This is a genomic window from Candidatus Hinthialibacter antarcticus (genome assembly GCA_030765645.1).
Taxonomy (GTDB): Bacteria; Hinthialibacterota; Hinthialibacteria; order Hinthialibacterales; family Hinthialibacteraceae; genus Hinthialibacter; species Hinthialibacter antarcticus.
This window is the reverse complement of the sequence record JAVCCE010000057.1, coordinates 102442-126898: the sequence shown is the minus strand read 5'-3', so window position 1 is coordinate 126898 and position 24457 is coordinate 102442. Positions and strand designations below refer to the sequence as shown.

Sequence of the window (24457 nt, the reverse complement as noted above, 5' to 3'; positions counted from 1 at the left end):
CAATTCGCCCCTTAGAACGTTACGGTTGCTTGGATGTATCCCCAGTCGGCGTCGTCATCATCGCCGGTATCGTCAATAAAGGCTCCAGCGAAGAAGTGTGAATAGCCGCCGCCGACGGCAAAGTTATCGCAAACCTGATAACTCAGGCTCAAGTCAAATTCGGTACCGATGTATGAATCAGCCCCAGGCGCGCCCGCGCGAATCACGCCGCCTCCCGCGTTGTACCAGGCGTCGTCTTCCGACTCATCCAGAATAAAGAAATGAACTTCGCTGACCACTTTGAGTTTTTCAAGCGGCTTAACTGACGCTTCTAACTCAATGTCGTGACCGTTTCGCCATGAGTTACGGTCCATCTGACCATAATGAAGGTGGTTGGTTGGGTACAAATTATCAAACGTGCCGTGGTCGCCGTCGCCAGCGTCGTCGTCGCCAGTCGCGTAATTATGGGCGATGGCGAAGCGCGGGCTCCAAGCCATTTCGGGGCTATACCCTAGCTCAACGTGAGACGCAAAAGCGGAATGGTCTAAGCCGCGAAAGTCGCCCAATTGCCCGACGATTTCGATTTCCCAATCAATATTGCTGTCATACTTGCGACCCAAGCGAGAACCAATGGAGTGAACTTCATCATCCACATCGTCATTCACGCGCAACAGATAGTACGCCTCGAGAAAATCAACAAACTCGACTTCACTCCAGGTTGAATAGACGCCATAGAGTTGATTGGAGTTGTCTAACACATCGTTGAAGTTTCCCCAATCATGGGTGACAGGTTCGCCAGCGAACACGTCAATGCTGCCGCCGTAAAAATCAGGCAGATCGACCGTCACTTTGACCGCGTCAAATGACCGCGCGACATTGCTCCATAAGAACCCGCCCACCAGGCGTTGTTTGCCATACGACAGAATCTGGCGCCCGACGCGCAGCGAAACCGGAGAATCCATGATGTGATATAAATCGAAATAGCCTTGAAATAGGTCGAGGTCATCCTCAAAACCGTTGGGGACGGCGCGCCGGTTGGCGAAATCCGACTCGAACTGACGCGAGTCTTGCAACTCGACATAAACCCGCCACAACTCGCTGGGGTGAACGTCTAAGTGTAATTTGCTGCGCAATAAAAAGAACTCGTCATCACGCGCAGACAACCCATCCGCTGTATAGAAATTGTTCGAGAACTCGCCGCGCCCCCGCACCTCGCCGCCAATACTGACGCTGTCGTCCCAGAAGCTAATAGTATCTTCAGCACAGACGACCGAAGGCGTCAGCCCGAAGCATCCAACGATGATTGCGATTAGCGCGAGTTTCCGGCCCATTTCCACTCTCCCATATTCAATGTAAAAAAAGAGACTTGACAAATTGCTTCCATATTTGGTAATCTGGTATCAGAATACCACTATAGGCGAATTTCTGTCAAGACGCTTTTTACTTTTTTATGCTTTTTTTCCTGAATTACAACTAAAAAATACAGAAGCGGCGAATCAGCGGTTCGTATTTATACTTTTTTATACTTTGAGGTCATTCCATGCAAACTCTGTTGAAACTATCAGACGCTCTTGCGCTTGCGCTGCACACGGCAGGCGTTTTAGCCGCTCACGAAGACAAAATCATCCAAACGCAAGACATCGCAAAGAACCTGGATGTATCCGAACACCACTTACAGAAAGTTCATCAGCGTCTGACAAAAAGCGGCTTATTGCGCGCTTTTCGCGGCCCCAAAGGAGGGTTTCAGCTCAGCCGTCCCTCCAATGAAATTTTGTTGAGGGAAATTTACGAAGCCATCGAAGGCCCGTTATGTCCCAACCAATGCGTGTTGGGACGCGAAAAATGCCTGACTCAAGATTGCGTCGTCGGTAAGATGATGGACACGTTGAACGCCCTAGTAGTTGAATTCTTAAACAACACCACAGTTAGCCAACTAGCGCACAGCGGTTTTAAAGACATGCCAATCGGCGAGGCAGGCAAATAGAAGCCGTCTAAAGGCGACCAGCAGACTGCTCGCCGTCACCGCCGGGCTGCCTTTATGTGAGAGCACGAAGGGGTCGAGGTAAAGCGGTAGAATAGGTTAGTACTTACTCAGAATACAAACTCCCCAGAGTACTAATTACTACTCTGGGGATGCAAATCAAACTTCATCCAAAATTTACTACTTACTTAGTTCATCCTTTATGATATTGGCATACCTTTTAAACTCAGAAGTTTCAAGTGTACTCACATCAACTTCAAACGGTTCTGATACTTTATTGGGGAATAAATCTTCATAGTGCCCAACATCACATATTGTGATCATTATAAAGAAGTAATTATCTTTTAGTTTTTCTGTTGGCGAGAAACAAATCCTCATTTTAGAGAAAGCATTAATAGACCAATCAACATAAGCGATATATTCCTCAGAACCAGAAGCAGGCAATACTCTCAGCAGCACTTCCGACTTTTCCGGGCTACCATATTTATCAGCATAGTAACGTAATAGTTGATCTAATGACAAATAATATAATTCAAAATTTGTAACATTCCTTTTAGAGTACAATACACTCTTTTGTCTAAGAAAATCACCACGATTACCATAAGATGCCTTATACTGATCAAGATTCTGAAAAAAAACTTGCTTATTCTTTGGAATCAATAGTTTTTCTCCAAAAAAATAATTAACTGAGATAGATGAAAATAAACTATTTCCATCTAATTTTTGAGTATAATTTTTTGAACCCGGAAGATTTTTTTTGAGACCTTTGAGTTCTGTTTTACTTTGCAGAAATTCAGATTCTTTTTGGTCAAGTCTGATAGCCTTTACTCCACTTCCTCCATCAAACTTAAATTCCATTATATCCGGTAAGATGCTATCAAATTCAAGAAATTTAGATTCTATTGAATGCGATGATGGAGTTGATAGAATAAATACAATTATGAAAGAAAAGTATGAAGTTATCTTAAAAAGATTCATTATTAGTCTCCTGTTGTTAGTTAGCACCCGGGAGTAAGTCTAAGATCTCCATTTTCAACTGCATTAGTTACTCTTGTTTGAATTGTACCTGTTTCATACTCTAATGCCCTACCTATACTATTATTATATAGGTCTTTATATGTTTCGCCACATTGATTGAGTTCCTCAACTTCCCAAGCATCTCCTATTAATTTGGCAGAATCATGAGCAACTCCCCCCGTTTCCACCATATACAGATGCCACGCAGCATGCTGAAAAGCATTTCTCTTTGCATCATCATGAGGATAAACTTGATGCGCTAAATCAGTTGCCCAACCTGATGCAAGATATCCTGCAGCACATTCAAAGTCTGTTGGAGGCCCAGTCAAACAAAGGCTTGTTGTTGAAGAGTACGTTTCTACCCAATTAAGATCGTCTCTCGCTTTCTGACAACAATCTGGAGTTGGAGTTGGCGATGGCGTATTCGTCGGTGTTGGTGTTGGCGTTGGAATTGTGACGGAAACGGAATCGCTTCCTCCCGGCGCTGATGTGTAAGGTGTACTGCAATTTCCATAAATCGGGTCGCAGCCGCTCCACCCGCTATGCGTGGCAGTCACTGTGTAATTCCCTCCATTATAAAATGTGATTTCCGCCCAATCATAACTGCTTGAAAGAATCGCATAATCAACGCCTGACGTACCACCAGACACTATCCAGGTAATTGATGCACAGGAACTAGGGAAATTACATCTTGGCGTGTCTCCATTATAATCCCAATACAATTGAAACAGGTGAGTAGTATTTGGTTGAAACGTTACCGATGAGGGATTTATTTCAGAATCCACGTCTAATTCCCAATTATTGGCCTTGCGACATGGATTGCATACATACGGGTTTGGATCTTCATCATCACTGTAACCATCACTATCACTGTCGCACTCGCTCAGAGCGGTACACGACGGAGTTGGATTAACGCCAGACGCGATGTAGACGGGCGTAGGCGTTGGCGACGCCAGAGAATTGATATCATTTTGCGCGAAATAATTCGGCGTGGGAGTCGGCGTCAGATTGGGTCGCTCTGCACTAAATGTATTGATACTTAAGAGAGAAATAATAGTCAATATAAATAATGAGAAGGCAGTTTTTTTCATTTTGACATCTCCTGATGAGTGCGCTTAGTTCGCCAAAATTTTGGTCTGCAACTTGATCGCGGCGTCGAGGCAGTCCTGCTGTGGGCCGCCATCATTGATCAGGCTGGCTTCAATGGCTTCGTGCAGGTGGCTTATCGCCTGGAAGCGGTGCCCCAACTTGATTGCGTTCTCGGCTTGCAAAAGCCTCACCCAAGGCACGATCTCAACAAACGGCGCCTTCTCAATAATCAGGTCGAGAATGTCTTTGACCGCGTCGGGATTGCCCCCGTCTTTCCAGCCCAGGTAGACCGCCAGGTTCATGGCGCAATTGGCGGAAGGTAGGTTGTCGGGAAAATATTCGCTAAACACATAGCGGCAGATTTCGGCGGATTCGTCGAACTGGCCGCTCCAGGCCAACCCCATCTGGTGAAGGTCGAGCAGGTGGGCGATGTCATATTCAGAGAACGTCGCCATCACCGCCGGGTCTTTCATGATTGGACTCTCGACCAGCAGGCTGGTAACCTCATCCATCTTGGCCTTATTCAGTTGAGGTGATTTCTCCAACGAGCGGGCGAAGCGTACGCCGCCGGAATAAATCAACTTGTAATTGTCACCGTGGGCATCCATAAAATTGCGAAATTCCGCTTGCGCCCCGGCAATGTCGACGCCCTCGTCTAACAACACCATCGCCTTATAGAGTGGGATGTTCTTCCAATCTTCAGACTCGCCCAGCACTTCACGCACCGTTTCGGCGTCGGCAATCGCCTGTTTGGCTTCGGCGAAGCGCCCGTCCGCCGATAGGCACAGCGCCTTGGCCATCTCTTTCATCAACGGTTCTTTTTCGATCTCTCCAATGTTGGCGTAGACTGATTCCATCGCGGAAACGTCCGGCTGGTTGGCTTTCAAACGACTGAGGTAGAGTTTAAACAATCCCAGTTCTTCGATGCGGTCTTTGTAGGGCGGCGCTCCATAATCAAACCCAGGCTGACGGCTGGCGCGGCGGAACTCCGCTACGGCGGTTTTGTCGAAGTCGCTGGTTTCGAGTAGGCTGCGGCGGTATTCATAAAACGCGAGGCCCCATTCTTCCTCAAAGGCCTGTTTGAAAATTTGCTCGCCCTGTTTGTCGCCCAGTCGACGCAAGGTTTTGGCTTTGAGCAAGCGGGCGTTTTTACTTTCGTTTGAATCGGCTGGCAGTTTGGCGAGAGCCGCTTCGATATGCGTCAGCGCTGATCGATTTTCTTCGTCAGAAACGGAGAACTTTAATAGATCGTCGAGCGCAATCACCAGCGTGTCAGAATCGGTTTCGTTCTGGATGGTCTCAACGATAAAAGGAACACGCTCAGCGAGTTTAAGTTGGTCGCGCTGGCCTTCATAATCTTGGCGGGCTGTGCTTTGTGCAAAGGAGATCAGGGGAAGAAGAAATAATAGCGAGGCGATTATATGTCTTTTCATGTTGTCGACTCCACGAAGACGTTGTCGTGATGATGTTCTTTACAATAGAAAAAAAAAAAATCAAACGTCAAGTAAAAATAACAATTATTGCTAAAAATATTACTTTATAAATAACCTTGTTTATATTATCCTATTACTTGGCGTTTTCATGGTACTATTGTGATTGGATTTTGGTGGATTTAGGAGATGTTTCTGAGACAGAGAAAATGGTAAGCCGTATAGCCCTCAGTGAGGCGGCTCAAACCGAATTTCTAATCCCGTTAAAATGCTGCTAGATTAATTACAATCTGCAGTTATACTTAATAGTTCGCGTAATAAACGCGCCTGAAATCCTGTTCGGCCCTGTTCACCCGAACCCGCCTTTAGCGTCCAACGCGATAACTTTCCCGACCGATTTTTAGTTATAGGAGACTGAATGTCTAATCCAGATACGCCGCAACTCCGTTTTGAAGACTTGAACCTGAGCACACCCGTCCTCAAAGCAGTCAAAGATATTGGCTATGAAATCCCCACCCCCATCCAGGCTGAAACCATCCCGTATATCATGGAAGGCCGTGACGTGTTGGGGCAGGCCCAAACCGGAACGGGCAAAACCGCCGCATTCGCGTTGCCCTTATTGTCCAAAATTGATTTAAAGGTGAAGAACCCGCAAGTGATGGTGCTCACGCCAACCCGCGAACTTGCCATCCAAGTCGCAGAGGCGTTTCACCGCTATGCGGCTAATTTAAAAAATTTCCATATCCTGCCAGTATACGGCGGACAAGACTACAGCATTCAGTTGCGCCAATTAAAGCGCGGCGTTCATATCGTGGTTGGAACCCCGGGCCGGGTGATGGACCACATGCGGCGCAATACCCTTTCGCTGGACGATTTAAAATGCCTGGTGTTGGACGAAGCCGACGAAATGCTGCGCATGGGCTTTATCGACGACGTCGAGTGGGTGCTTGAACAAACACCGTCCGAACGCCAAATCGCCCTATTCTCGGCGACCATGCCGCGCACCATTCAGCGCATCGTCAAACAGCATTTGCATAATCCCAAAGAAATTACCATCAAAGTCAAAACCCGCACCGCCGACACCATCAACCAACGCTATTGGATGGTCAGCGGTCTACATAAACTCGACGCGCTGACGCGCATTCTCGAAGGCGAACCGTTTGACGGCATGATCTGCTTTGTGCGCACAAAAACCGCGACCGAAGAACTCGCCGAAAAACTGGAAGCGCGCGGCTACTCGGCGGCGCCGCTCAACGGCGACATCCCTCAAAAGCGGCGTGAGCGCACCATTGATGGGCTTAAGTCAGGCAAGTTCGACATTCTGGTCGCGACCGACGTCGCCGCCCGCGGTCTCGACGTAGACCGCATCAGCCACGTCATCAACTACGACATACCCTACGACGCCGAAGCCTATATCCACCGCATTGGCCGCACCGGACGCGCAGGCCGCACCGGCGAAGCCGTCTTGTTCGTTTCCCCGCGTGAACGGCGCATGTTGCACTCCATCGAACAAGCCACCAAACAGCGCATTGAACTGATGAGTCTGCCGTCGACGGAAATCATTAACGACAAGCGCATCGCCCGCTTCAAAGATAAAATCACCGATACGCTGGCGCTCAACCAACTTGGCTTTTTCTATCAATTGGTCGAAGACTACCGCCAGGAGCACAACATCCCCGCGATCGAAATCGCCGCCGCATTGGCCAAGATACTTCAAGGCGACAAGCCGCTTTTGTTGGAACACAAACCCATCCCCAAAGCAGAATTTGAAAAAGAGCGACCACGCAAAGGCAAGCCCGCCCATCAACGAGGGCGCTCGTCTAGCGGGCCGGAAAGAGGCATGGGGCGTTTTCGCATTGAAGTAGGCGAAGTAGACAACATTAAGCCGGGAAACATCGTCGGCGCCATAGCCAACGAAGCGGACATCGACAGCAAGTACATTGGTCGCATTCACATCTACGACAATTACAGCACCGTCGATTTGCCTGATGATTTGCCTGTTGAAACTCTGCGTAAACTCAAAAAAGTGCGCGTCGCGAAAAAACAAATGCAAATGTCGAAATTCAACGAAGCGCCGCCGTTCAAAAGCGCCAAGAAAAAGAAAAAACGCACACCCTAAGGCGCTTCACTCACTAAGAAATACCGAACCCGGACCGCATTCCCCTTGCTGTTCGGGTTCTTCTTTTCAACCACTTTGACTCGGAGCGTATGCCGTCCCGGCGCCAGTTCCGAATCCAACACATACGCCCAGGGCAGATGCAACTGTCCGCTCCATTGGGTGAATAAATCCAGCGTCTGCGCTGCGCCGCCGTCAATTTGATATTCAATCATTCCCGCATCCGGCCCGGCGGCGACAAAGACGCCAACCCCGGTTCCTTCAAACGAAAATCGCAGTTCGGCTCCAGCCTCAGTCGCAACCAACATCGGCTCGTTGACAAAACCCGCGCGGGTCCCGGCGCCATCAGTAGGCTTCCACGTATTAACAATTTCCCATTTCGCGTCGACTTCAGCGTTCGCGATATCGACCAATCGACCTTGGCTGTAACTATATGTATCCAGCGGTTTTTCGGGAAACGAATACGCGCCCGCTTGCTTCTGCCTCCAGGCGTCGTCCAGCAGGGCGTTGATGCTGCGCGCATAGAGCCGCTGCCCAAACGGCGAGGGATGCAAATTCTTAAAATCGTCTTCCCAGGTAAACTCGTTGGCGTCCAGCCGTTGCGTCATTTCTTTCGCAAGATTCAGCGACGGGACGCGGTAATAGTCGGCAACCTGTTCATGCAGTTCAATCACGCGCGGCGTTTTTCCTGCGCGGAATTCTTCAATCTTGCCGGGATCCACGAAGTGCATCATCACGATGTCGAGATCAGGCTGCACCCGACGCGCATGGCGAATGACGCCTTCCATGCCGCGCAATGGCTCCTGATGAATGCGCCCGTTGACCGAGTCATTCACCGCCGCCTCAACAAACAACAAATCGACAGGGCCGTCTGCAAACACATCGCGCATCAACCGAAACGCGCCCGGCGTCGATCCCATCGAAGGGATGCCCGCGTTGATAAATGAAAACGCCGTATCAGGAAACCGCTCTTGCAGCGCGGCGCAAACATGGTCGCGCCACCCGCCGTTATGGGTAATCGAGCCGCCGAGAAAAACCACCCTGCCCTGTTTTTGTTGATGAAATTTTTGAGAAGAAAAACGCAGCCCGTCGCGCAAATCATAAATAGGCTGACTATTCGACAGCGCATACGGCAATATGAAATCCACAATCGGCGCGGGGTCTTTCAACGAGTGGGGATGATGCCCAACGCCTTTCTTGGTGATTACGCGAATGAGACCGCCCAGTTTTTTGTAGCGCTCTTGCAGGATATTGGTGTTCTCATCCATCGGTACGCCGACATCGGCGTCGCCGCACACATGCAGCACCGGGACGACCGCTTTCGCCAGCGGCTCTAAATTGTCGATAGGATTTTTGTCATACGCCATCATTTCGGTTTCGGTCAGACCGTAGGCTTCGAGGCACCGTTGCCAGTCATCGGGGCTGCCGGCGCTTTTGCCTTTGCCGCCCGGCCAACTTTTCACGTCGCACACCGGCGCGTCGCCGTAGATGCACGCGACCCGCTGCGGGTTGGCCGCCGCCCAGTTATAAATAATCAAACCGCCGCGGCTCATCCCTTCGAGAACGCAACGCTGCGACAATCCTTTATCCGTTAGAAAATTATAAAAGTGGTTCCACAGTTCAACCGCTTTGGGTGCGCCATAGAGATTGGCGACATCCATATAGACGACATGAAATCCACGCTCTAATAATGCAACATCGAGTTGCGGCTCGTGTCCCCAAAAGCGCGCGCGCCAAATCCACGGGCTGCCTTGGGCGGCGTCATGGGGCGCGACAACCTTGCAACCGCGGCCTTGCAGTTGAAAGTCATAACAATCAAAGCCCTTCCAATCGCTCGTTTCGCCAGGCCACTGCGCTTGCGCATTCGCGATAGAGGCAGCAAGGATCAACAAAGTGAATAAACAAATGGAGGATGATATTGTTTTCATTATCTCTCTCTTAACCGAAGTTCTATTCGCGTCCTCTTAAAACAATACTAAAAATAAAAAGGGGACGCAATTGCGCCCCCTTCGTGATTCAAATGAAAAGCCGGCCCGCTTTTACGGCAGTTCACGGACGCGCAGGTTTTTAAACTCAATCGGCGAGCCTTCCGACTCCAGACAAATGTGCCCCGTGCTGGGTACCGCATTGTTACCGCCCGACACCTCTTCGCCGTTCACCCACAAACGCACTTCGCCGTTAATGGCGCGGACATAATAGTGGTTCCATTCGCCAACTCCCTTGCTCAGGTTCTTGCTGGGAAAGCTGCGAGCGCCGTTCGGCGACAGCGGCGGGAACGGATTCAACTTTGATTTGCCGACGGGAAACACATCGCCGTTGGTGCTAAACCAATCGCCCTTTTTGCCGGAACTCTTTTCATAATTCACCGTGTAACCATGATCGAGAATCTGCACTTCGATGCCTGAATTCGGCAACGTATCCGGCTTGATATCCGTCAGCGCTTCAATCGGCGCCCAAATAAACACACCTGAATTCCCGGCGGACTTTAAGTGCTTCCATTGCACGACCAATTCAAAATTTGTGAACGCTTTTTTGGTGCGCACCACGCCGACGGGCTTTCCGGTGCAATACAAAATACCGTCGTCTTTCCATGTCCAAGTGTCGGGAAAGCAGTTCACATGAGTAAAATCGTCTTCGCCAAGCGCAACCCATCCGTCGCCCAAGCCGTTAATCATCGCGCCGGGCAGCGTCTTGGGTTCATCGGCTTGCGTCGTAGTTAGCGCAATCGCGATCAATCCGACCGCTGCAATAAGCATAAAAACTGTTTGAGATCGTTTCATGTTAAATCTCCTTCTATACAAGAATCAGATTAATCCGCAATCTTTTTACTCATCAGGCGCATCAACCGCCGAAACGCGCGAAAAGCCCAGCGCTCTTCAAGCGCATTGCGCCAGGCGTAGGCGTCCGTCAGTTCATTGAGCGTTGTTTGGTATGACGTTTCCCATGACCGCACCGCATCTTCCATGCGGCGGATATAATCCGTCTGGTCGTCGCTGGCGACGGCGCCGTCGTTAATCAGCGCTCTCGCCTGGCGTCTCTCCAACACGCCCGTCTCAAGCCACGCATGTACAATTTCTGCGAGTTTGCATTGTACAACGCTTTCATCTTCGCGGGGCGTGTCGATCATATCCAAATCAAGCGGCTGTTCGGCGGAAAAGAGATGCAGCACGACCTTACGGTAGGAAGGCGATTTAAAATCATGAGCAAACAGTTCGTCGCGATAGAGCGCGTCAATCTGGCTGGCCGCATCAATGGCGCTGGCGTCCTCGAGCAGCAGCCCCAGCAATTGCAATTGCATCCAGCGTTCAATCGCGCCCAGGTTGAAGACCACGCCATGCCCGCCGATTTCGCTGAGTTGAGCGGCAATGGCGCTTGCGTCCGGCAATTCAAACAACGCGTGTTCCGCCAGCCAGGGGTGAGGTTTTTCAAACAAGCGTTCATAGCCCCCGCGCACGGCGTCTTCGGCGGCGATGACGCTGGGGTGGTTATGGGGAAACGTCAACAGCACCCCGGTCTTGCTAACCCGCGCCATCTCGGCGACGGCGGCTTCGCGCAGCGCCTCGGGGATATGTTCCATCACATCCAGACACACGGCGAAATCAAACGCCCCGTCATGGAACGGCAACGCTTCCGCCCCGCCCTGCAATTGGTCGCCGGGCGCATCCACCAATGGATCGCACAACACCCAATCATAGTCGGGCGCATATTGCCGCATCCGGCCCGGGTGCCCGCCCACGTCAAGAATGCGCGCGCCCGTCTCAGGCAACGCCCATTGAATTAGATGTTTGGCAGTCTCACACCGCTGCCATGCGTCAAACTCCAGCAAGGCCGTTTCTCCTTTGACTCATTGCCAAAATCCGGTATGGATTTCGTATCGCAATCACTCGACAACCTCATTGAATTGTTATGAAAAATTTACGCGCATTCCGTCGGTAAAGATAGACCGAAAGGCGAGTCAGACGCAAATCCTTCCGCATAGGCGGCGCCAATCTGTGCGCCCAGCGAACGATTAAACGCTTCGACTTGCTTCAGATAATCGCTGATGCCGATGTGTTGATAATCCGGCGGCAGATCGGGATTGATAAACTGGCTGGAGTAAGCCGCCATCGCCTGTTGTTTGAGATCGAAGTAGTCGCTGATATCCACGGCGAACGATACGTTGCGCATATCATGGATAAAATAATACAACAACCGCTTCGGCGAAAACGCAGGCGATTCGGTTTCATACTTCGGCAACCGCGCCAAAAAATATGCGCTTTGCACCAGTTTTGATGCGCCCTGATGGTCGGGATGTCGGTCATAAGGCGGGCAAACAAAAATGTGTGGCGCCCGCCATTGGCGAATGACCTCGACGACTTTGCGCCGATTGTCTTCCGTATCCGCAACGCGCCCATCGCCCAGGTCTAAGTTGTCGCGCAGATCCAGCCGTAAAACGTCGCTGGCGGTTTTCGCTTCCTGTGCGCGGATCTCGGCGTTGCCTTTGCTGCCCAGTTCGCCGCGCGTCAAATCAACAATCCCGCAGCGTTTGCCTTGCGCGATTGCTTTGGCCAGCGTTCCGCCCATCGCCAGTTCGGCGTCGTCTGGATGCGGCGCAAAGACGAGCAGGTCTAATGCGTTTGATTTAGTCTGATTCATAGCCTCGCGCCTTCAAATTGCGTCAGTCTCTATCGTATGCCCACGCTGCGGCCCGGCTAAGATAGATTTAAGTTTTAGCGGGTTGCGGCGACGTACGGTTTCGCGCGACGGCGGTTTCAGCCGTCTCTCCCGTTTGCTGCAGCGCGTATTTCATCAGTATCGGGCCAACGATTTGGTTGATGGCAATGCAGGCGATTAACAGCGTCACAACTGGCGGCGCCCAATCAAACCCTTCTTTTTCTAACACCGACGCCAGCCCTAAACTCACGCCCGCTTGCGGCAAAAACGCCATCCAATAGGTTGACGCCTTGGCGTTAGGCACCCGCGCAACCGCCATACTCGCGCTGGTGCAACCCCATAATAACGCCATCCGCACAATGACCAACAAGGCCGCCAACCCCACCATACTCCGCAAGGCCATCAAGTCTAAGGCAGCGCCCGCCACGCAAAAGAAGATCACATAAATCACCAGCGAACCGTGCTGAATAATCGAAAGGAGGCGTTCTCCCTGGTTGGTGGTATTGGTAATCACAAGCCCCGCCGCAACGCAAATCAACACCGGGTCAAGATGGATCGAATGGGAGCCGACATTCACCAGGTACGAAAATGCAAGCAAAAACAACACCGGGTCGCTGCGGACTTTTTTCAAATAAAACGCGACCCCCCAGCCAGCGACGACGCCAAAGGCAATCGAAAAGAACAACTCGCCGCCCAGTTCAACAAACGGCTCCATCGTCAATTCGCCGCCGTCTAATAGATGGTTCATGCTAAGAATTAAGGTGAATAAAATAATCACCAATACATCTTTCAAGACAGCCGAGCCTAAGACCGATTCCGTCGCAGGGCCTTTGGCTTTGAGATCGGTAATAATCGCAATCGTTGTTGCGGGCGACTGGGCGGCGGCAATCACCCCAAAGACCAGCCCGGCCTGCAAGCGCACGATTTGGCTGCCGTCTTCAAAGAAAGAAAACCATCCGCTCAATAGCCAGAAGGCAGCCGTCCCCAACGCAAACAACCCAATCGTTTGAAACAGCGTAATCGAAACCACGCCCTTCCAATGATGTTTCAGCTCGCTGAGGCGCAACTCGCAGCCCGCCGAAATCGCGATAAGAGAGAGCGCGATTTGGTCGATCAAGGTAAGATGCTTAACCGTCTCTTTCGTCAACCAGCCGCCCATATACGGCCCGACCAGCATCCCCGCAATTAAATATCCGGTGATGCGCGGCAATTGGATGCGGACGACGATCTCACCCATCAAAAAGCCTACGATAATCACAAAGCCCAGCGAAAACGCAGTCATGCCCTGAATGCCCGACGCTTCACCGTACGGATAGGTCTGCACGATGCTGACAAAAGCAATCACCAAAAAGAGGGCGCTAATTCTCGTAATCAATATTGTCGTCTCTCTACAGCGTAACAACAGGCTGGCTTCAGCCCGTGACTCCGTCTACCACTGCTGCTGAATTCAATGCGCCATTGCGCTCTTTCGACGAGCGTATCACACGGCCCATCAACGCAGGCCCGATTAGCTGATTAATTAACACGGCCAGGATAATGACGCCCAAGGCCGTTTCCGCCAGGTCGCCGGGGCGGATCAAATGAAAATCGACCGCCATCGCGATCGACAACCCGCCAAAGGGAAACATCGCCAGCCCCAACAAAGCGGGCGGGCGCATGGGGCCTTGCGGCCACCACAGGCGTCCCAACCAGGCGCTGGTGATTAGGCTCACCGCGCGGACCGCCACATAGATTCCTGTCAGCAATAACACCACCGGCGTAACCGGCGGCCACATCGCCCCCACAAGAATCATAAAGATGACAAAGAACGGTTTTTCGGCGGTCAGCAATACTTTCGTAATCCGCCCCAAAGAAAAGTTCGGCAAATTGGCCAAGGTCACGCCCATGACGAGATTCACGAACAGTGGAGATAGGTGCATGTAGGATGACAGCCCGCCCGATAAAATCACCGAACCCGCCACTAGCAAAAGCAGTTCTTTTTCGCGCAGACGCTCGCTGGTGAGATAGTGCAACATCCACCCCAGCGCCAGCCCCAGCAGCAGCGTGACAACAACCCATCCGGCGCCGCTCATCACAGGTTCGATGACGCGAGTCGATTGCGTGTTGTTTGATATCGCGTTTTGTATTTCAGTCGAGGCGTGAAACAACGCATACCACAGCCCCATCCCCGCCACCGCCATGGGAGAACGAAGGTCGGTCAAGAGTTGAAGAAGTTTTGAGGTACGGCTTCGCACCGGAGCGTCCCGTTGGATTAACGCCAACGCCGAGTACGTCGAAACCGTCGCCGCCGCGCCGAACAAACACGCAACGCCGATCAAAACGCTTTGGTCTTGGGTCATTTCAGCAAGACCAATCAACCCCATGTCTCCAGCTGCGTAATAACAGAGGGGAATCAGAAAATAGAGAGAGGCAAAAACAACCACAAACGTAATGCTGGATACGGTGAGCGCCATCTGCCAGGCGCGCAATGATATCGGGGCCAAAATTTTGCGGTCGAACTGCAAGCCGACCAAAAGACCAATCCAGCCCAGACACAAACTTAAAACCGGCGAGAGTTCATGCAACGTCTGTTCGGTCAAAAAGCGGGTCGCGCCCGGCCCCAGCATGAGACCAATAAACAAAAACTCCGTCCCGGCGAGAAAGACATATTGCAGGCCCAGCGAAAAACGCTTTTGGAACAACGCCAAACGCGACCCCGCATAACCAAGCAATACAATCAAAACAAAACCAATGACGACGTTCATATTCGACCGTTTCCGTTAGAGTAAGCAGCCATGATGACGCAACCAGATTTGAATGCAATAGTTAAATCTAAGATTTTTGATTTCATTAAAAAAAGCGGTAGGCAGGCGAACCAACCGATTATCCCCAGCGTTGGGTTAAAGCGATTTGACCAAACTAAAATCGACGGGAATCGTAAAAATAGCCCCAATCGAAGGGTCGCTTAAATCAATCTCGAGTTCAATCAATATCTCAACCAATTGTTGGGCGGTTTCTTTTTTGGGGATCAAAGCGAAGATGTTTTTGTTGTACGCCCGCGAGCCCCGAGTCGATTGAAGCAACCCCGCAAAAATCGGCACGTCTTTCGCCAACACGCGCTCCATCGCAACGCCGTCAATTACGGTCGCGTTCGCAACTTCTAATTCGATGAGTTCAGCGAGAATATCATCAAGAAAGTCTTCTTGGTTCAGTATAATAACGAGAAGGTGCATGGAGGATGGAACTCAGTTCTCTTCGCGGGCTTGAATGAGAGATAGTATATCGACGGCCGTTTTCGCTGCGCATACTTCTTTACGAAATTCTTCTTTTCGGAAAAACCGGGAAATTTTGCTCAAAATACTCAAAAAAGAGGTCTGCAGCCGAGGCTCGCCGCCAAGCAGAAAAATTAAATGGACGGGTTTATTGTCGAGTGAATCATATTCGACGCCCTCGCGGGAAATCCCCATCGCCAAAACCAGCCCGCGAATGCCTTCCGTCGTCGCATGGGGAATCGCCATCCCGCTGCCGATCCCCGTGGTTTGGATGCGTTCACGGTCTAAAATCGCTTTGACGAGTTTGTCCGTATTCGCGATTTTGCCCGATTGCGAAGCCAATTCAACCATCTCTTGAATCGCGCCATTCTTGGTTTGATGGCTCAATTCAAGCGAAATACATTCCTCGATCAGAATTTCAGAAAGATTCATCCCGAAGGCCTCACCGCTTCCATTCCGCATTTTGATCCTAAAGGAATTATTATAGTTACGCTTTCCCGGTCAAGCAAACCGTGTAAGGCAAAAACTTGATTTCTCTGGCATGAATATGCGCGCCAATGAAAAATGTCTTGATTTTTTTCTCTTCGCTGTGAGAATTGGGGTAGAAGGTGAGGAATATGAATTCAATGTTGAAATGGGCAGGCATCATCGTATTACTGATTGTGGTCATCGCGGCGGCAAACGGCGCACGCTATATCTGGGTCAACACCGCCCCCGATTTAGTGTCGCCTGATGGAAAACACACCGTCCTCGACGGTATGACCGGAAAACTCGCGGTTGACAAATATCTTGAAATCAAAGAACAAAAAACAGAGTTTAACTTGCCGACCATTCGCACTGGCGTGATGATGTATCAAGCGCAAAACGGGCGGTATCCAAAATCGCTCGAAGAAGTCGTACAATCCGGTGAACTATCGCCGGACATCATTCGCGACAATAACGGCGTCGTATTTCAATTGAAAATCATGCAAAATCAGATCATCTTGAATGGAGCAGGCAGCGATAAAATTCACAGCACAACTGATGACGTCCAATATGTATTGAAATAAACGCAACCGCCAAGCGAATAAAGTTTTCAGGCGGACCGAATGAAGTTCGCTACGTTGGGGAGGATGGCAATGATGGAAACGGTACTAATCGAAGAAGAACAAATATCGCTTCTTGGTAAGATGCTATATTACTCTGCAGGCCACCTCACCTCGCGCGAACGCGAAGTGTACGACCACTTAGTTGAGCAACAATTGCGCAAGGTCAACCACCATCGCCAGCGCGAACGCGCCACCCAGACCGGCCTCAAAGAAAGCCAATCGGCGGGCGACGCGCAGCTGGTAGCCAAGAAAAACGCCATCCGAACCCTGCGCCCCGACGATGTCTGCAAGACCTTTGTTGACTCGTGGAACAAACAAGATTTTGAAACCGAGTTTTTCTGCCTGGCGCAAACGTTCCCGATTCATAAAAAAAAGACCGATAACATCCGCGAGTATGTGTTGAACCGAATGGGGAAATACCAGGACCGCCTCAACCTTGGCCCCATCACCAAGCGGGTGATGGAAGTTTCGTCTGCAGAAACCCATGGAAACAAGACCGCTGTCTATTGCATCGAAATGCACAAAATGCCGAGCAAGAACTTAACAATGCACCGGCAATATGAGATGATCTTTGAAGATGGAGCGTGGCGTATCGCTGACTTTGAGACGCTGAAAAGCCACGATAGCCCAACAACTGCAAAATCACCTACGTAATTCATTCAAGCCTGTCACTTTGGCGCAATATATTTGTCTCGATTTGATACGAAAGTGTGTCATTTCTCTGTTTTGAGAATTATTTTGATTATTTTCATGCACGACAGAGGTTGGCTTCTCTTTTTGGGGCGTTTTTCTGCGGGTTTGATACCATTGAAAAGAGCTTTCTCTACACCTGAGGCGTCTTAGCATTCGAGAATACATAACCAGTTTAAAGTATTAAACTACTGAGCAATGCAACAAGATGTATATACAACCGAAATAATTAACAACGTAACAAAAACCATCCAGAATCGTACTAGTAGATGGTTTTAACGGTCTAAATGGAATACCAATTGCTTCTTTATATCTCTAAATGAAATTCCTATTATGGAATTAAATGATTGGCAACACACTGAGGGAACAAAATGAACACTGAAAATGCCCCGGTTTCGGCTGCTCCTCCGCCGAAACGCAAGGAAGCCTGGCTAGTCCGCCTTCCCGCCCATTTGGTTTTACTGGTTTTTCTGACGACGGTTGCTTATGCTGGCGGATCCATGTATTGGATCGTCCGCAAAGACAACGAGATCGAAAAGTTTCGTCGTCTTGAGATCGACTTACAGAACCAGATCAAAGAACGCGACCTGAGACTGCAACAAAGCAACCAGAAGATCGAACAACTGGGACGCCGCGTTGAAATTTTAGACGCAATCAAGCAACTCAGCAGCGCGGATGTTTCTGAAGTCGAACAACGAAAAATTGCGTTGTTGGTGGATGAACAAAGCGAACAGTACGGTCACGACCCTTTTTTTCTGCTCGCGCTCATGGCAGCTGAATCATCGCTGCGGCCATGGGCGCGTTCTAACGCAGGCGCCCGCGGCCTCATGCAACTCATGCCAAGCACAGGCAGAGCGCTGGCGCAACAAGTCGCCGACGACCCGACTTTAATCGGTCTCGATGAGAACGAAGAAATCACATCGCTCAACTTTCGCGAGATTGAAGGCAATATCAAATTAGGTACGCTGTATTTGACCCAGTTGATGGTCAAATACCAAGACCTCGAACAAGCGGTCTACGCTTACAACCTGGGGCCGTCGATTTATGACAAGCGCATCAAAACCGGCGGGACTATGCCGCGCCGCTATTACCGCAAAATCATGAAAACCTACCAGCGCTTGCAAGACGTACGCGAACGCAAAGAAAGCGCCCCCATCCCGATGGTCTTTGCGCAAATGCCGCCCGAAGACATCGTCGCGCAAGCATCCAAAAAACTCACGTACGCCAACTAATTACGCCAACCCTCAAAATACAAATCCACCGCTTCGCCGCGCCAACGTATACGAAATTACAAAAAACGCGATACACTATTTGAACTTCCATTTGCTTGATTGGACGCCATGCTTGTATCGTTGCGCATCTCAAATTTCATCCTCATAGAGGAATGCCGCATTGAGTGGCACTCACGCTTCAATGCGCTGACCGGCGAGACCGGCGCGGGAAAATCCGTCGTCATCTCCGCCCTCAGCCTGCTCTTGGGCGAACGCGCCTCGTCTGAATCGGTGCGCGACGCCAAACAAGAATCCGTCATCGAAGCCGAATTTGAACTCCCGCCCAACCACGCGCTGACCCAATCCATCTGCGCCAATTTAGAGCAATGCGGCGTCTCGATTGAAGAAAACCGCGTGCTTATCTCACGGCGCTTTTCATCGAATGGACGCAGCCGGACGTTCATTAATAACAGTTCATGCCTACTCAAAACCTTGCAAGAAATCGGCGAGCGCCTGGTTGACCTTCACGGTCAACACGAACACCAATCGCTATTGCGAAAAGCGGCGTACCTGCCCTTGCTGGACCAATGCGGCGACCTGGCGGCGCGCGTCCAAACCTACCAAGAGGCGTACCAGCAATGGCAAGAGGCCCAACGCGCCCTGCATGAACTTGAAGCCAACGAACGCGAACGCAAACAGCGCGAAGACATGCTGCGCTATCAGCGCGATGAAATTGACGCCGCCGAATTACAACCCGGCGAAGACGCTGAAATCGACAGCCGCTTGAACGTCATCCAATTCGCCGAAAAACTGAGCGAGCGCTGCCAGACGATGATTCAATCGCTGAGTGAAGGCGACGAGGGTCGCGAACCGCTGCTAGACGAGCTCGACCGCCTTGAAGCGGCGCTCAACGAAATGCAGTCGCTCGACCAGCAAGTCAAGACCATCTCTGACGTATGGCAATCCGCCGTCATTTCGCTGCGTGAAGTCTCGCGCGAAATCGAGCGTTACGCCTCCGGGTTGGAGTTTGACCCAAACGAACTCGACCGCCTGCAAGAGCGCCGTTACGTTTTAAAAGAACTCAAAGGAAAATACGGCGAGACCATTGAAGATATTTTGGCCTACCGTGAACGCATTCATGAAGAACTCGACCGCATCGAACACGCAGACGAAGAACGCGAACAGTTAACGCTCGCCGTGAACGAAAAACAAAAAACGGTCGCGTCATTAGGGGCGCAGTTGCACAAGCAGCGAACTAAAACCGCCAAAGCCGTTACGAAATCCGTGCAAAACGAACTCGCCGCTTTGGGAATGAAAAACGCAAAATTCCAAATCGACGCGAACTACCGTTTCTCGCCGGACGGCATTGACGCGGGAGAAAAACAGCCTGTCTTGTTTGGCCCCAACGGAGGCGACGAAATTGATTTCTTAATCACCACCATCCCCGGCAAGCCGTTGCGTCCATTGCGCGACGTCGCGTCCGGCGGTGAAATTTCTCGTATCATGCTGGCGTTGAAATGCGCCTTCGGCGAGGCCGACCCCGTCCCATTGATGGTGTTCGATGAAATTGACGCGGGCGTCGGCGGCGAAACAGCGGAAGCGGTCGCAGACCGGTTGTCGAAACTGGCGCAATGCAAACAGATCATCTGCATCACGCATTTACCTCAAATCGCGTCTAAAGCAGACCGCAATTTGCGCGTGGAAAAATCAGAAAGCGAAGGCAACCTGCAAAGCCAAGTCGTTGCGCTGGAAGGCAAAGCCCGCGAAAAAGAACTGGCGCGTATGCTCGGCGCCCAAGACTCCACCGCCTCTCAACGCTACGCCCGCGAACTCTTACAAAACAACAAGCACTAAGCGCTAAACCGCCGGGTTTCCCAGGTCGAGCACAAACGGCCCGCCTTTTTCTTTGAGAAAATCATAGGTCGCGTCGAGATAGTTTTGAACGTCATCAAAATTGACCAGCGGATCAAAGAACTGCGAACTGTTTTCTAAAAAGAACATTTTATTATCGCGAAAATACGGCTCAATGCGTAAATGAAACGTCGAGCGGTTTTCGTTCGTCGGCGGAAACACCAGCCTCAGCCCCACTCCTGAGGCCGCCCGGCCAAAGCAGGAAAGTTTTGACGACGCTGATGACAACAAGTGTTGCTGAAAATATTCGAAGGTCGTCTCCGCCCCGGCGTGAGGCATCAACAACCGCACCAGCACCTTGCAATGCAACAACACCGGAATCTGAAACACGTCGCGTAGTTCGCGCAGGATGCGCCGCGCATCTTCGCCAAACGTCGAAAACATCGCTTGAGTATAATCGTCGCGATACACCAAACGGTCGTGCGTCACCGTCAGATGGCGGTTGGCGCCTTCAGCGACGCGGGCGCCCTGTCCTTCGCCCAGTTGTTTGTATTCCGTAAAGCGGCAGGGTTCCGCCAAACGAATGTAAAGAGCGCGCAATTGCGCCGCGTTCAATCCCATCGGAGGGAACAAGGCTTCAAAGCCAAAGGCTAAAGGGACGTAGTCCGGCATGGTTTTAAACTCCGTGATCGGTTTGTGTAAGCGTCGGCGTAGTGTTCCGACATTTTCGCGCATCGCATGGCAAGAATGCGGCGCAATTCGAGCGGCTGCATGACTTCGGCGTGCTCGCCGTATTGCATGATCCACCAACTAAATTCATCCAGGCCGGAAACCAGCGTTTGCATATACACCCATTGGTCTTCCTGCCAAACGCGGCCGTGCGCCAATTTTTTTTCGAGAATCAACCGCCCAACGCTCTCGTCAAAACGCGCCAGCACCACATTGGGTTTGCCCGCCATGATGTTCCAACTATACAACAGATAGTCATTCGGGTCATATTCAGGGTCTTGATAAAACTCGTTCGCTGATCGCTCGACCTGCTCCATTCGCGCCGCTTTAAAAGTTCTCGCTTCGCCGCGCAAGTGACAATAGGCGATCACATACCACGAGGAACGGCGATGCACCAACGTATAAGGGCTGATCTCGCGCCCGGTCGTCTCATGGCTCTCGCGGGAACGATACGACATGCGCAAGCGTTGTTGTTTCCACACGGCCTTCCGCAAGAGGCCCAACGCGCCGGGCGCAACCGCCGTATGAATGTGCGCATCATCGCGTATGTGTGCGCGCCCGTCATCACTTTGTGGAAACAACTGCAACCGCAGCGCCTCCAGGGTTTCGCCGTCAACGCCGTCCTGCTCTTCCAGCAGACGCAACCCCATCGACAGGATGATTGATTCACGCAAACTAAAATCCGACTCGCGTTCAATCAGCGCAGAGGGAATACAAAAACCGCTTGGAGTCACATCAACCGGGACGCCAATCTCATTCAGGTCTTGAATGCACGCATACGCTTGTTTGGCGGTTAGATTGAGCGAACGGGCAAGCCGCTCCGGCGTCACAACGGCGTCAGAGAGCAGAAGTTCAAACGCTTGGATGGTTCGTTGCAGGCGGGCGGTTCGCCAAGATGCCATTGTCTCTGTTCCCTTCGCCCGTTCAATCAGAAACGGCGTGAATCAACCGTTCAACGCCGCAGGAGTTTTGATATGGTGCAGCGTCTCGTTCATGCTGCCGCTGCGAAACCCGATCAAGTCCAGCGAAACAAATGTAAACCCGGCGGCCTTGATGAGCCGGTACAGTTCTTCCCGATTCGATAACACCCGCTGCATGTCTTCGGCGGGCACTTCGATACGCGCTAACTGATTGTGATGGCGCACACGGTATTGTTGGAACCCAAAATCGCGCAGCACCGATTCGGCCCGGTCAATCTGCTCGAGTTTTTCGCGAGTCACCTCTTCGCCGTAAGGGATGCGCGACGACATACAAGCGAACGATGGCTTGTCCCATGTCGGGACGCCCAAGCGCTCCGACAACACCCGCACATCATCCTTGCTCAGCCCCGCTTCCGCCAATGGAGCGCGGACGCCCGCTTCTTTGGCGGCCTGTTGACCGGGGCGGTGGTCATCGAGATCGTCAACAATCGTCCCAATCAAAATATGGTCGATGTCGCGTTCTTTGGCCAGCGCAGCCAGATGATGAATCATTTCTTGCTTGCAATAATAACAACGGTTCGACTCGTTTTTCCGGTATTCAGGATTGTCAAGTTCGTTGGTGTTGACTTCGAGATAATTCAATCCCATATCAAGCGCGAATTGTTTGGCTTCCTGGTGTTCATGTTCAGAAAAACTCTCGCTGATCGCCGCCACCGACAAGGCGCGTTCACCGAGAACGTCAGTCGCGACTTTGGCAAGAAAGGTGCTATCAACGCCGCCTGAGTACCCGACGATCACGCTGCCCATCTCTTTTAGGATATCTTGCAATCGCTGATATTTTTGCTCTAATTCGCTCATGGGGGCCTTACCCTTGGATAAAATTGACGCCTCCCCTACAGTCTACGAATGCGTCCAATCAACGTCAAGGAACTGCTAGCGGGCCGTATGTGAGCCGCTAGACAACGCGCCCACAATCATGCCGCTTCCATCCTCTAATATTGTTTATGCAAAGACCATCGCGTTCCGCGTTTTGCTAACGCTGGTTCTCGCCGCCATTTTATTTTGGCTAGGCCAATGGACGCCCTATAGCCGCGACAGCCTTCACATGGCTGACATGGCGGGCTCAGGTTGGCGCGTCACCATGCACTCGGTTCTCACTTCGATTGTTCACCGGACGGTTTACCTCACGCTTTCTCCATTCGGGTGGGACGCATGGAATGCGCTTTCAATGAGTAGCGCTCTCGCGGGCGCGATTGCCTTGCAAGTGTTATTCGCCTTTCGACGTGACCCGCTATTTTTAGCGGCCAATATCCTGGCGGGATCGTTCCTCGTGTTTGTCGGTGAAGTTGAGAACTACGCTTGGGTTAACTTGTTTTTATTATTGACTTTTATTTGGATGCGGCGTTTTTTACAAAACGGCGCCCCGATCTGGCCTGCGCTGACGTGTTTCTTTATCGCGGCGCTGTTTCACATGCTGGCGTTTTTTTATCTGCCTGCTATTTTCTTGGCAATGAGAAAACGTCCCATACGCGCAGGGGAATTTCTAATTCCATTCGGCGCCTACATGCTGCTGCATTTTGCCTGCGTAACATTGCTGCCGCACGAAGGCATCGAACTCTCGCTGACCCGACTGGTACCGCTATTTGAAACTCAACGCAAAGACCAATGGTTTACGTTTTTGAGTTGGGCGCATCTTGAAATCAAAACATATTACCATTTTCAAGCGGGCGTCTTGTTTCTTCCGTTGGGTTGGCCCATTGTGATCGCCTTACGCAAACGCATTAATTCACCATTTCGCCGATTCATGCTGCAATGCGCCCTGTTGGGCCTCGCTTGGAACACGCTCTGGCACCCTGACCTGGGCTGGGAAGACTGGGACCTCTTTAGCCAATCCTCGATCCCCCTCCATTTTTTAGCGGGCGACCTTTTGGCAGACTGGAGCAAACAATATTATCGGTGGAGAAAAACAAAAACGCCCTGAATGAAACCATCCAGGGCGCGAATTGATTTAACGGTTGTGAAATTAACGTTTCTTCTTACCTTTATTGCCTTTATTGCCTTCGCGTTCTTCCAGCGAATTCCGTAAGTGACCGACTTTCTGGTTCAATGAAATCGAAACCTCGTGCCACATATTACGAAACGCACTAATACGGATTGGAACCTCTGTGCGTAAAATTTCAATCGAAGGCGTCTCACCGATTAATTTCTTACAATCTTTCCAAAGGTCGAAAATGCCGTCCGGCACAGCGACCGAAAGAAATTGCGCCCGATGCGTCACTTCGATCATGAGTTTACGAAATTCGACTTCCAACTCAGGATCGACAGCGTCGCTCTCTAAACCTTGCATAAACAATTCCATGTATTTCTGCCAAAGTTTGATAAACTCCTGCATGCGCTGCATGAGTACCTCGGCGGGAACTTCTTTAACCATTGACTCGGTTGCTCGTTTCTA

The 24457-nt window shown here is 51.0% G+C and carries 23 protein-coding genes; 7 read left to right on the top strand and 16 right to left on the bottom strand.

Features of this window, described 5'->3' with window-relative positions; all coding sequences use genetic code 11:
* Window positions 1-11: 11 nt before the first annotated feature.
* Window positions 12-1310, bottom strand: coding sequence for an alginate export family protein (locus tag P9L94_13455; protein ID MDP8245084.1), 1299 nt, complete (start codon window positions 1308-1310; stop codon window positions 12-14).
* Window positions 1311-1519: 209 nt separating this feature from the next.
* Between P9L94_13455 and P9L94_13450 the strand changes: the two genes are divergently transcribed.
* Window positions 1520-1963 (top strand): Rrf2 family transcriptional regulator, encoded by a 444-nt coding sequence (locus P9L94_13450; protein MDP8245083.1) that lies wholly within the window; start codon window positions 1520-1522, stop codon window positions 1961-1963.
* A 177-nt stretch (window positions 1964-2140) separates the two neighbouring features.
* On the opposite strand, the gene P9L94_13445 is transcribed toward P9L94_13450, so the two are convergent.
* From P9L94_13445 to P9L94_13435, 3 genes are read right to left on the bottom strand one after another with little or no spacing between them, the layout of a single operon-like run.
* Complete coding sequence (locus P9L94_13445; GenBank protein ID MDP8245082.1) at window positions 2141-2938, bottom strand: hypothetical protein; 798 nt, start codon at window positions 2936-2938, stop codon at window positions 2141-2143.
* A gap of 20 nt (window positions 2939-2958) precedes the next feature.
* Entirely contained in the window at window positions 2959-4068 is a 1110-nt protein-coding gene (locus P9L94_13440; protein MDP8245081.1) for a hypothetical protein, read from the bottom strand.
* Between the two features lie 24 nt (window positions 4069-4092).
* A complete protein-coding gene (locus P9L94_13435; protein ID MDP8245080.1) occupies window positions 4093-5499 on the bottom strand; it encodes a hypothetical protein in 1407 nt (468 codons plus the stop codon).
* Between the two features lie 415 nt (window positions 5500-5914).
* Here P9L94_13435 and P9L94_13430 point away from each other — a divergent pair, with 415 nt between their 5' ends.
* Window positions 5915-7615, top strand: a complete 1701-nt coding sequence (locus tag P9L94_13430) for a DEAD/DEAH box helicase (GenBank protein MDP8245079.1) — start codon at window positions 5915-5917, stop codon at window positions 7613-7615.
* Here P9L94_13430 and P9L94_13425 read toward each other — a convergent pair.
* The 8 genes from P9L94_13425 to P9L94_13390 form a co-directional block, all read right to left on the bottom strand.
* On the bottom strand, window positions 7612-9540 hold the full coding sequence (locus P9L94_13425; protein MDP8245078.1) for a GDSL-type esterase/lipase family protein: 1929 nt from the start codon (window positions 9538-9540) through the stop codon (window positions 7612-7614). The genes P9L94_13430 and P9L94_13425 overlap by 4 nt on opposite strands.
* A gap of 111 nt (window positions 9541-9651) precedes the next feature.
* A complete protein-coding gene (locus P9L94_13420; protein ID MDP8245077.1) occupies window positions 9652-10392 on the bottom strand; it encodes a DUF1080 domain-containing protein in 741 nt (246 codons plus the stop codon).
* 29 nt (window positions 10393-10421) lie between these two features.
* Complete coding sequence (locus tag P9L94_13415) at window positions 10422-11438, bottom strand: class I SAM-dependent methyltransferase (GenBank protein ID MDP8245076.1); 1017 nt, start codon at window positions 11436-11438, stop codon at window positions 10422-10424.
* Window positions 11439-11527: 89 nt separating this feature from the next.
* The gene (gene bshB1 / locus P9L94_13410) at window positions 11528-12247 is read right to left on the bottom strand and encodes a bacillithiol biosynthesis deacetylase BshB1 (GenBank protein MDP8245075.1); all 720 of its coding nucleotides are present in this window, start codon (window positions 12245-12247) and stop codon (window positions 11528-11530) included.
* A 67-nt stretch (window positions 12248-12314) separates the two neighbouring features.
* Window positions 12315-13640 (bottom strand): cation:proton antiporter, encoded by a 1326-nt coding sequence (locus tag P9L94_13405; protein ID MDP8245074.1) that lies wholly within the window; start codon window positions 13638-13640, stop codon window positions 12315-12317.
* Window positions 13641-13677: 37 nt separating this feature from the next.
* Window positions 13678-15009 carry a hypothetical protein gene (locus P9L94_13400; protein MDP8245073.1) on the bottom strand — a complete coding sequence of 444 codons (1332 nt, stop codon included), beginning with the start codon at window positions 15007-15009 and terminating at the stop codon, window positions 13678-13680.
* 135 nt (window positions 15010-15144) lie between these two features.
* Complete coding sequence (locus P9L94_13395) at window positions 15145-15477, bottom strand: hypothetical protein (protein ID MDP8245072.1); 333 nt, start codon at window positions 15475-15477, stop codon at window positions 15145-15147.
* A gap of 12 nt (window positions 15478-15489) precedes the next feature.
* A complete protein-coding gene (locus tag P9L94_13390) occupies window positions 15490-15948 on the bottom strand; it encodes a PTS sugar transporter subunit IIA (GenBank protein ID MDP8245071.1) in 459 nt (152 codons plus the stop codon).
* A 194-nt stretch (window positions 15949-16142) separates the two neighbouring features.
* Here P9L94_13390 and P9L94_13385 point away from each other — a divergent pair, with 194 nt between their 5' ends.
* From P9L94_13385 to recN, 4 genes are all read left to right on the top strand, one after another.
* A complete protein-coding gene (locus tag P9L94_13385) occupies window positions 16143-16565 on the top strand; it encodes a hypothetical protein (protein ID MDP8245070.1) in 423 nt (140 codons plus the stop codon).
* A 69-nt stretch (window positions 16566-16634) separates the two neighbouring features.
* The gene (locus P9L94_13380) at window positions 16635-17258 is read left to right on the top strand and encodes a hypothetical protein (GenBank protein ID MDP8245069.1); all 624 of its coding nucleotides are present in this window, start codon (window positions 16635-16637) and stop codon (window positions 17256-17258) included.
* A gap of 407 nt (window positions 17259-17665) precedes the next feature.
* A complete protein-coding gene (locus P9L94_13375; GenBank protein ID MDP8245068.1) occupies window positions 17666-18526 on the top strand; it encodes a lytic transglycosylase domain-containing protein in 861 nt (286 codons plus the stop codon).
* A 108-nt stretch (window positions 18527-18634) separates the two neighbouring features.
* Window positions 18635-20359: a DNA repair protein RecN gene (gene recN / locus P9L94_13370; protein MDP8245067.1), complete on the top strand. Its 1725-nt coding sequence runs from the start codon at window positions 18635-18637 to the stop codon at window positions 20357-20359.
* Between the two features lie 3 nt (window positions 20360-20362).
* On the opposite strand, the gene P9L94_13365 is transcribed toward recN, so the two are convergent.
* Genes P9L94_13365 through larE form a run of 3 tightly spaced genes read right to left on the bottom strand, consistent with a single transcriptional unit; the run spans window position 20363 to window position 22863 of the window.
* Window positions 20363-21028, bottom strand: coding sequence for a hypothetical protein (locus tag P9L94_13365; GenBank protein MDP8245066.1), 666 nt, complete (start codon window positions 21026-21028; stop codon window positions 20363-20365).
* Window positions 21007-21987, bottom strand: coding sequence for a WYL domain-containing protein (locus P9L94_13360; GenBank protein MDP8245065.1), 981 nt, complete (start codon window positions 21985-21987; stop codon window positions 21007-21009). The genes P9L94_13365 and P9L94_13360 overlap by 22 nt, the downstream gene beginning before the upstream one ends.
* A 42-nt stretch (window positions 21988-22029) precedes the next feature.
* Window positions 22030-22863, bottom strand: coding sequence for an ATP-dependent sacrificial sulfur transferase LarE (larE, locus tag P9L94_13355; GenBank protein ID MDP8245064.1), 834 nt, complete (start codon window positions 22861-22863; stop codon window positions 22030-22032).
* 118 nt (window positions 22864-22981) lie between these two features.
* Between larE and P9L94_13350 the strand changes: the two genes are divergently transcribed.
* Window positions 22982-23986: a hypothetical protein gene (locus P9L94_13350; protein ID MDP8245063.1), complete on the top strand. Its 1005-nt coding sequence runs from the start codon at window positions 22982-22984 to the stop codon at window positions 23984-23986.
* 42 nt (window positions 23987-24028) lie between these two features.
* Here the strand turns inward: P9L94_13350 and P9L94_13345 are convergent, their stop codons facing one another.
* Window positions 24029-24436 carry a hypothetical protein gene (locus P9L94_13345; protein ID MDP8245062.1) on the bottom strand — a complete coding sequence of 136 codons (408 nt, stop codon included), beginning with the start codon at window positions 24434-24436 and terminating at the stop codon, window positions 24029-24031.
* Window positions 24437-24457: the final 21 nt, after the last annotated feature.

Bases quoted from the DNA above. Each gene is read 5' to 3' on its own strand.
- recN (MDP8245067.1), top strand. From the start codon at position 18,635: ATGCTTGTATCGTTGCGCATCTCAAATTTCATCCTCATAGAGGAATGC.
- P9L94_13350 (MDP8245063.1), top strand. From the start codon at position 22,982: ATGCCGCTTCCATCCTCTAATATTGTTTATGCAAAGACCATCGCGTTC.
- bshB1 (MDP8245075.1), bottom strand. From the start codon at position 12,247: ATGAATCAGACTAAATCAAACGCATTAGACCTGCTCGTCTTTGCGCCG.
- P9L94_13395 (MDP8245072.1), bottom strand. From the start codon at position 15,477: ATGCACCTTCTCGTTATTATACTGAACCAAGAAGACTTTCTTGATGAT.
- P9L94_13420 (MDP8245077.1), bottom strand. From the start codon at position 10,392: ATGAAACGATCTCAAACAGTTTTTATGCTTATTGCAGCGGTCGGATTG.
- P9L94_13400 (MDP8245073.1), bottom strand. From the start codon at position 15,009: ATGAACGTCGTCATTGGTTTTGTTTTGATTGTATTGCTTGGTTATGCG.
- P9L94_13360 (MDP8245065.1), bottom strand. From the start codon at position 21,987: ATGGCATCTTGGCGAACCGCCCGCCTGCAACGAACCATCCAAGCGTTT.
- P9L94_13425 (MDP8245078.1), bottom strand. From the start codon at position 9,540: ATGAAAACAATATCATCCTCCATTTGTTTATTCACTTTGTTGATCCTT.
- P9L94_13450 (MDP8245083.1), top strand. From the start codon at position 1,520: ATGCAAACTCTGTTGAAACTATCAGACGCTCTTGCGCTTGCGCTGCAC.
- P9L94_13435 (MDP8245080.1), bottom strand. From the start codon at position 5,499: ATGAAAAGACATATAATCGCCTCGCTATTATTTCTTCTTCCCCTGATC.
- P9L94_13375 (MDP8245068.1), top strand. From the start codon at position 17,666: ATGAACACTGAAAATGCCCCGGTTTCGGCTGCTCCTCCGCCGAAACGC.
- larE (MDP8245064.1), bottom strand. From the start codon at position 22,863: ATGAGCGAATTAGAGCAAAAATATCAGCGATTGCAAGATATCCTAAAA.
- P9L94_13345 (MDP8245062.1), bottom strand. From the start codon at position 24,436: ATGGTTAAAGAAGTTCCCGCCGAGGTACTCATGCAGCGCATGCAGGAG.
- P9L94_13455 (MDP8245084.1), bottom strand. From the start codon at position 1,310: ATGGGCCGGAAACTCGCGCTAATCGCAATCATCGTTGGATGCTTCGGG.
- P9L94_13385 (MDP8245070.1), top strand. From the start codon at position 16,143: ATGTTGAAATGGGCAGGCATCATCGTATTACTGATTGTGGTCATCGCG.
- P9L94_13380 (MDP8245069.1), top strand. From the start codon at position 16,635: ATGATGGAAACGGTACTAATCGAAGAAGAACAAATATCGCTTCTTGGT.
- P9L94_13365 (MDP8245066.1), bottom strand. From the start codon at position 21,028: ATGCCGGACTACGTCCCTTTAGCCTTTGGCTTTGAAGCCTTGTTCCCT.
- P9L94_13445 (MDP8245082.1), bottom strand. From the start codon at position 2,938: ATGAATCTTTTTAAGATAACTTCATACTTTTCTTTCATAATTGTATTT.
- P9L94_13390 (MDP8245071.1), bottom strand. From the start codon at position 15,948: ATGAATCTTTCTGAAATTCTGATCGAGGAATGTATTTCGCTTGAATTG.
- P9L94_13430 (MDP8245079.1), top strand. From the start codon at position 5,915: ATGTCTAATCCAGATACGCCGCAACTCCGTTTTGAAGACTTGAACCTG.
- P9L94_13440 (MDP8245081.1), bottom strand. From the start codon at position 4,068: ATGAAAAAAACTGCCTTCTCATTATTTATATTGACTATTATTTCTCTC.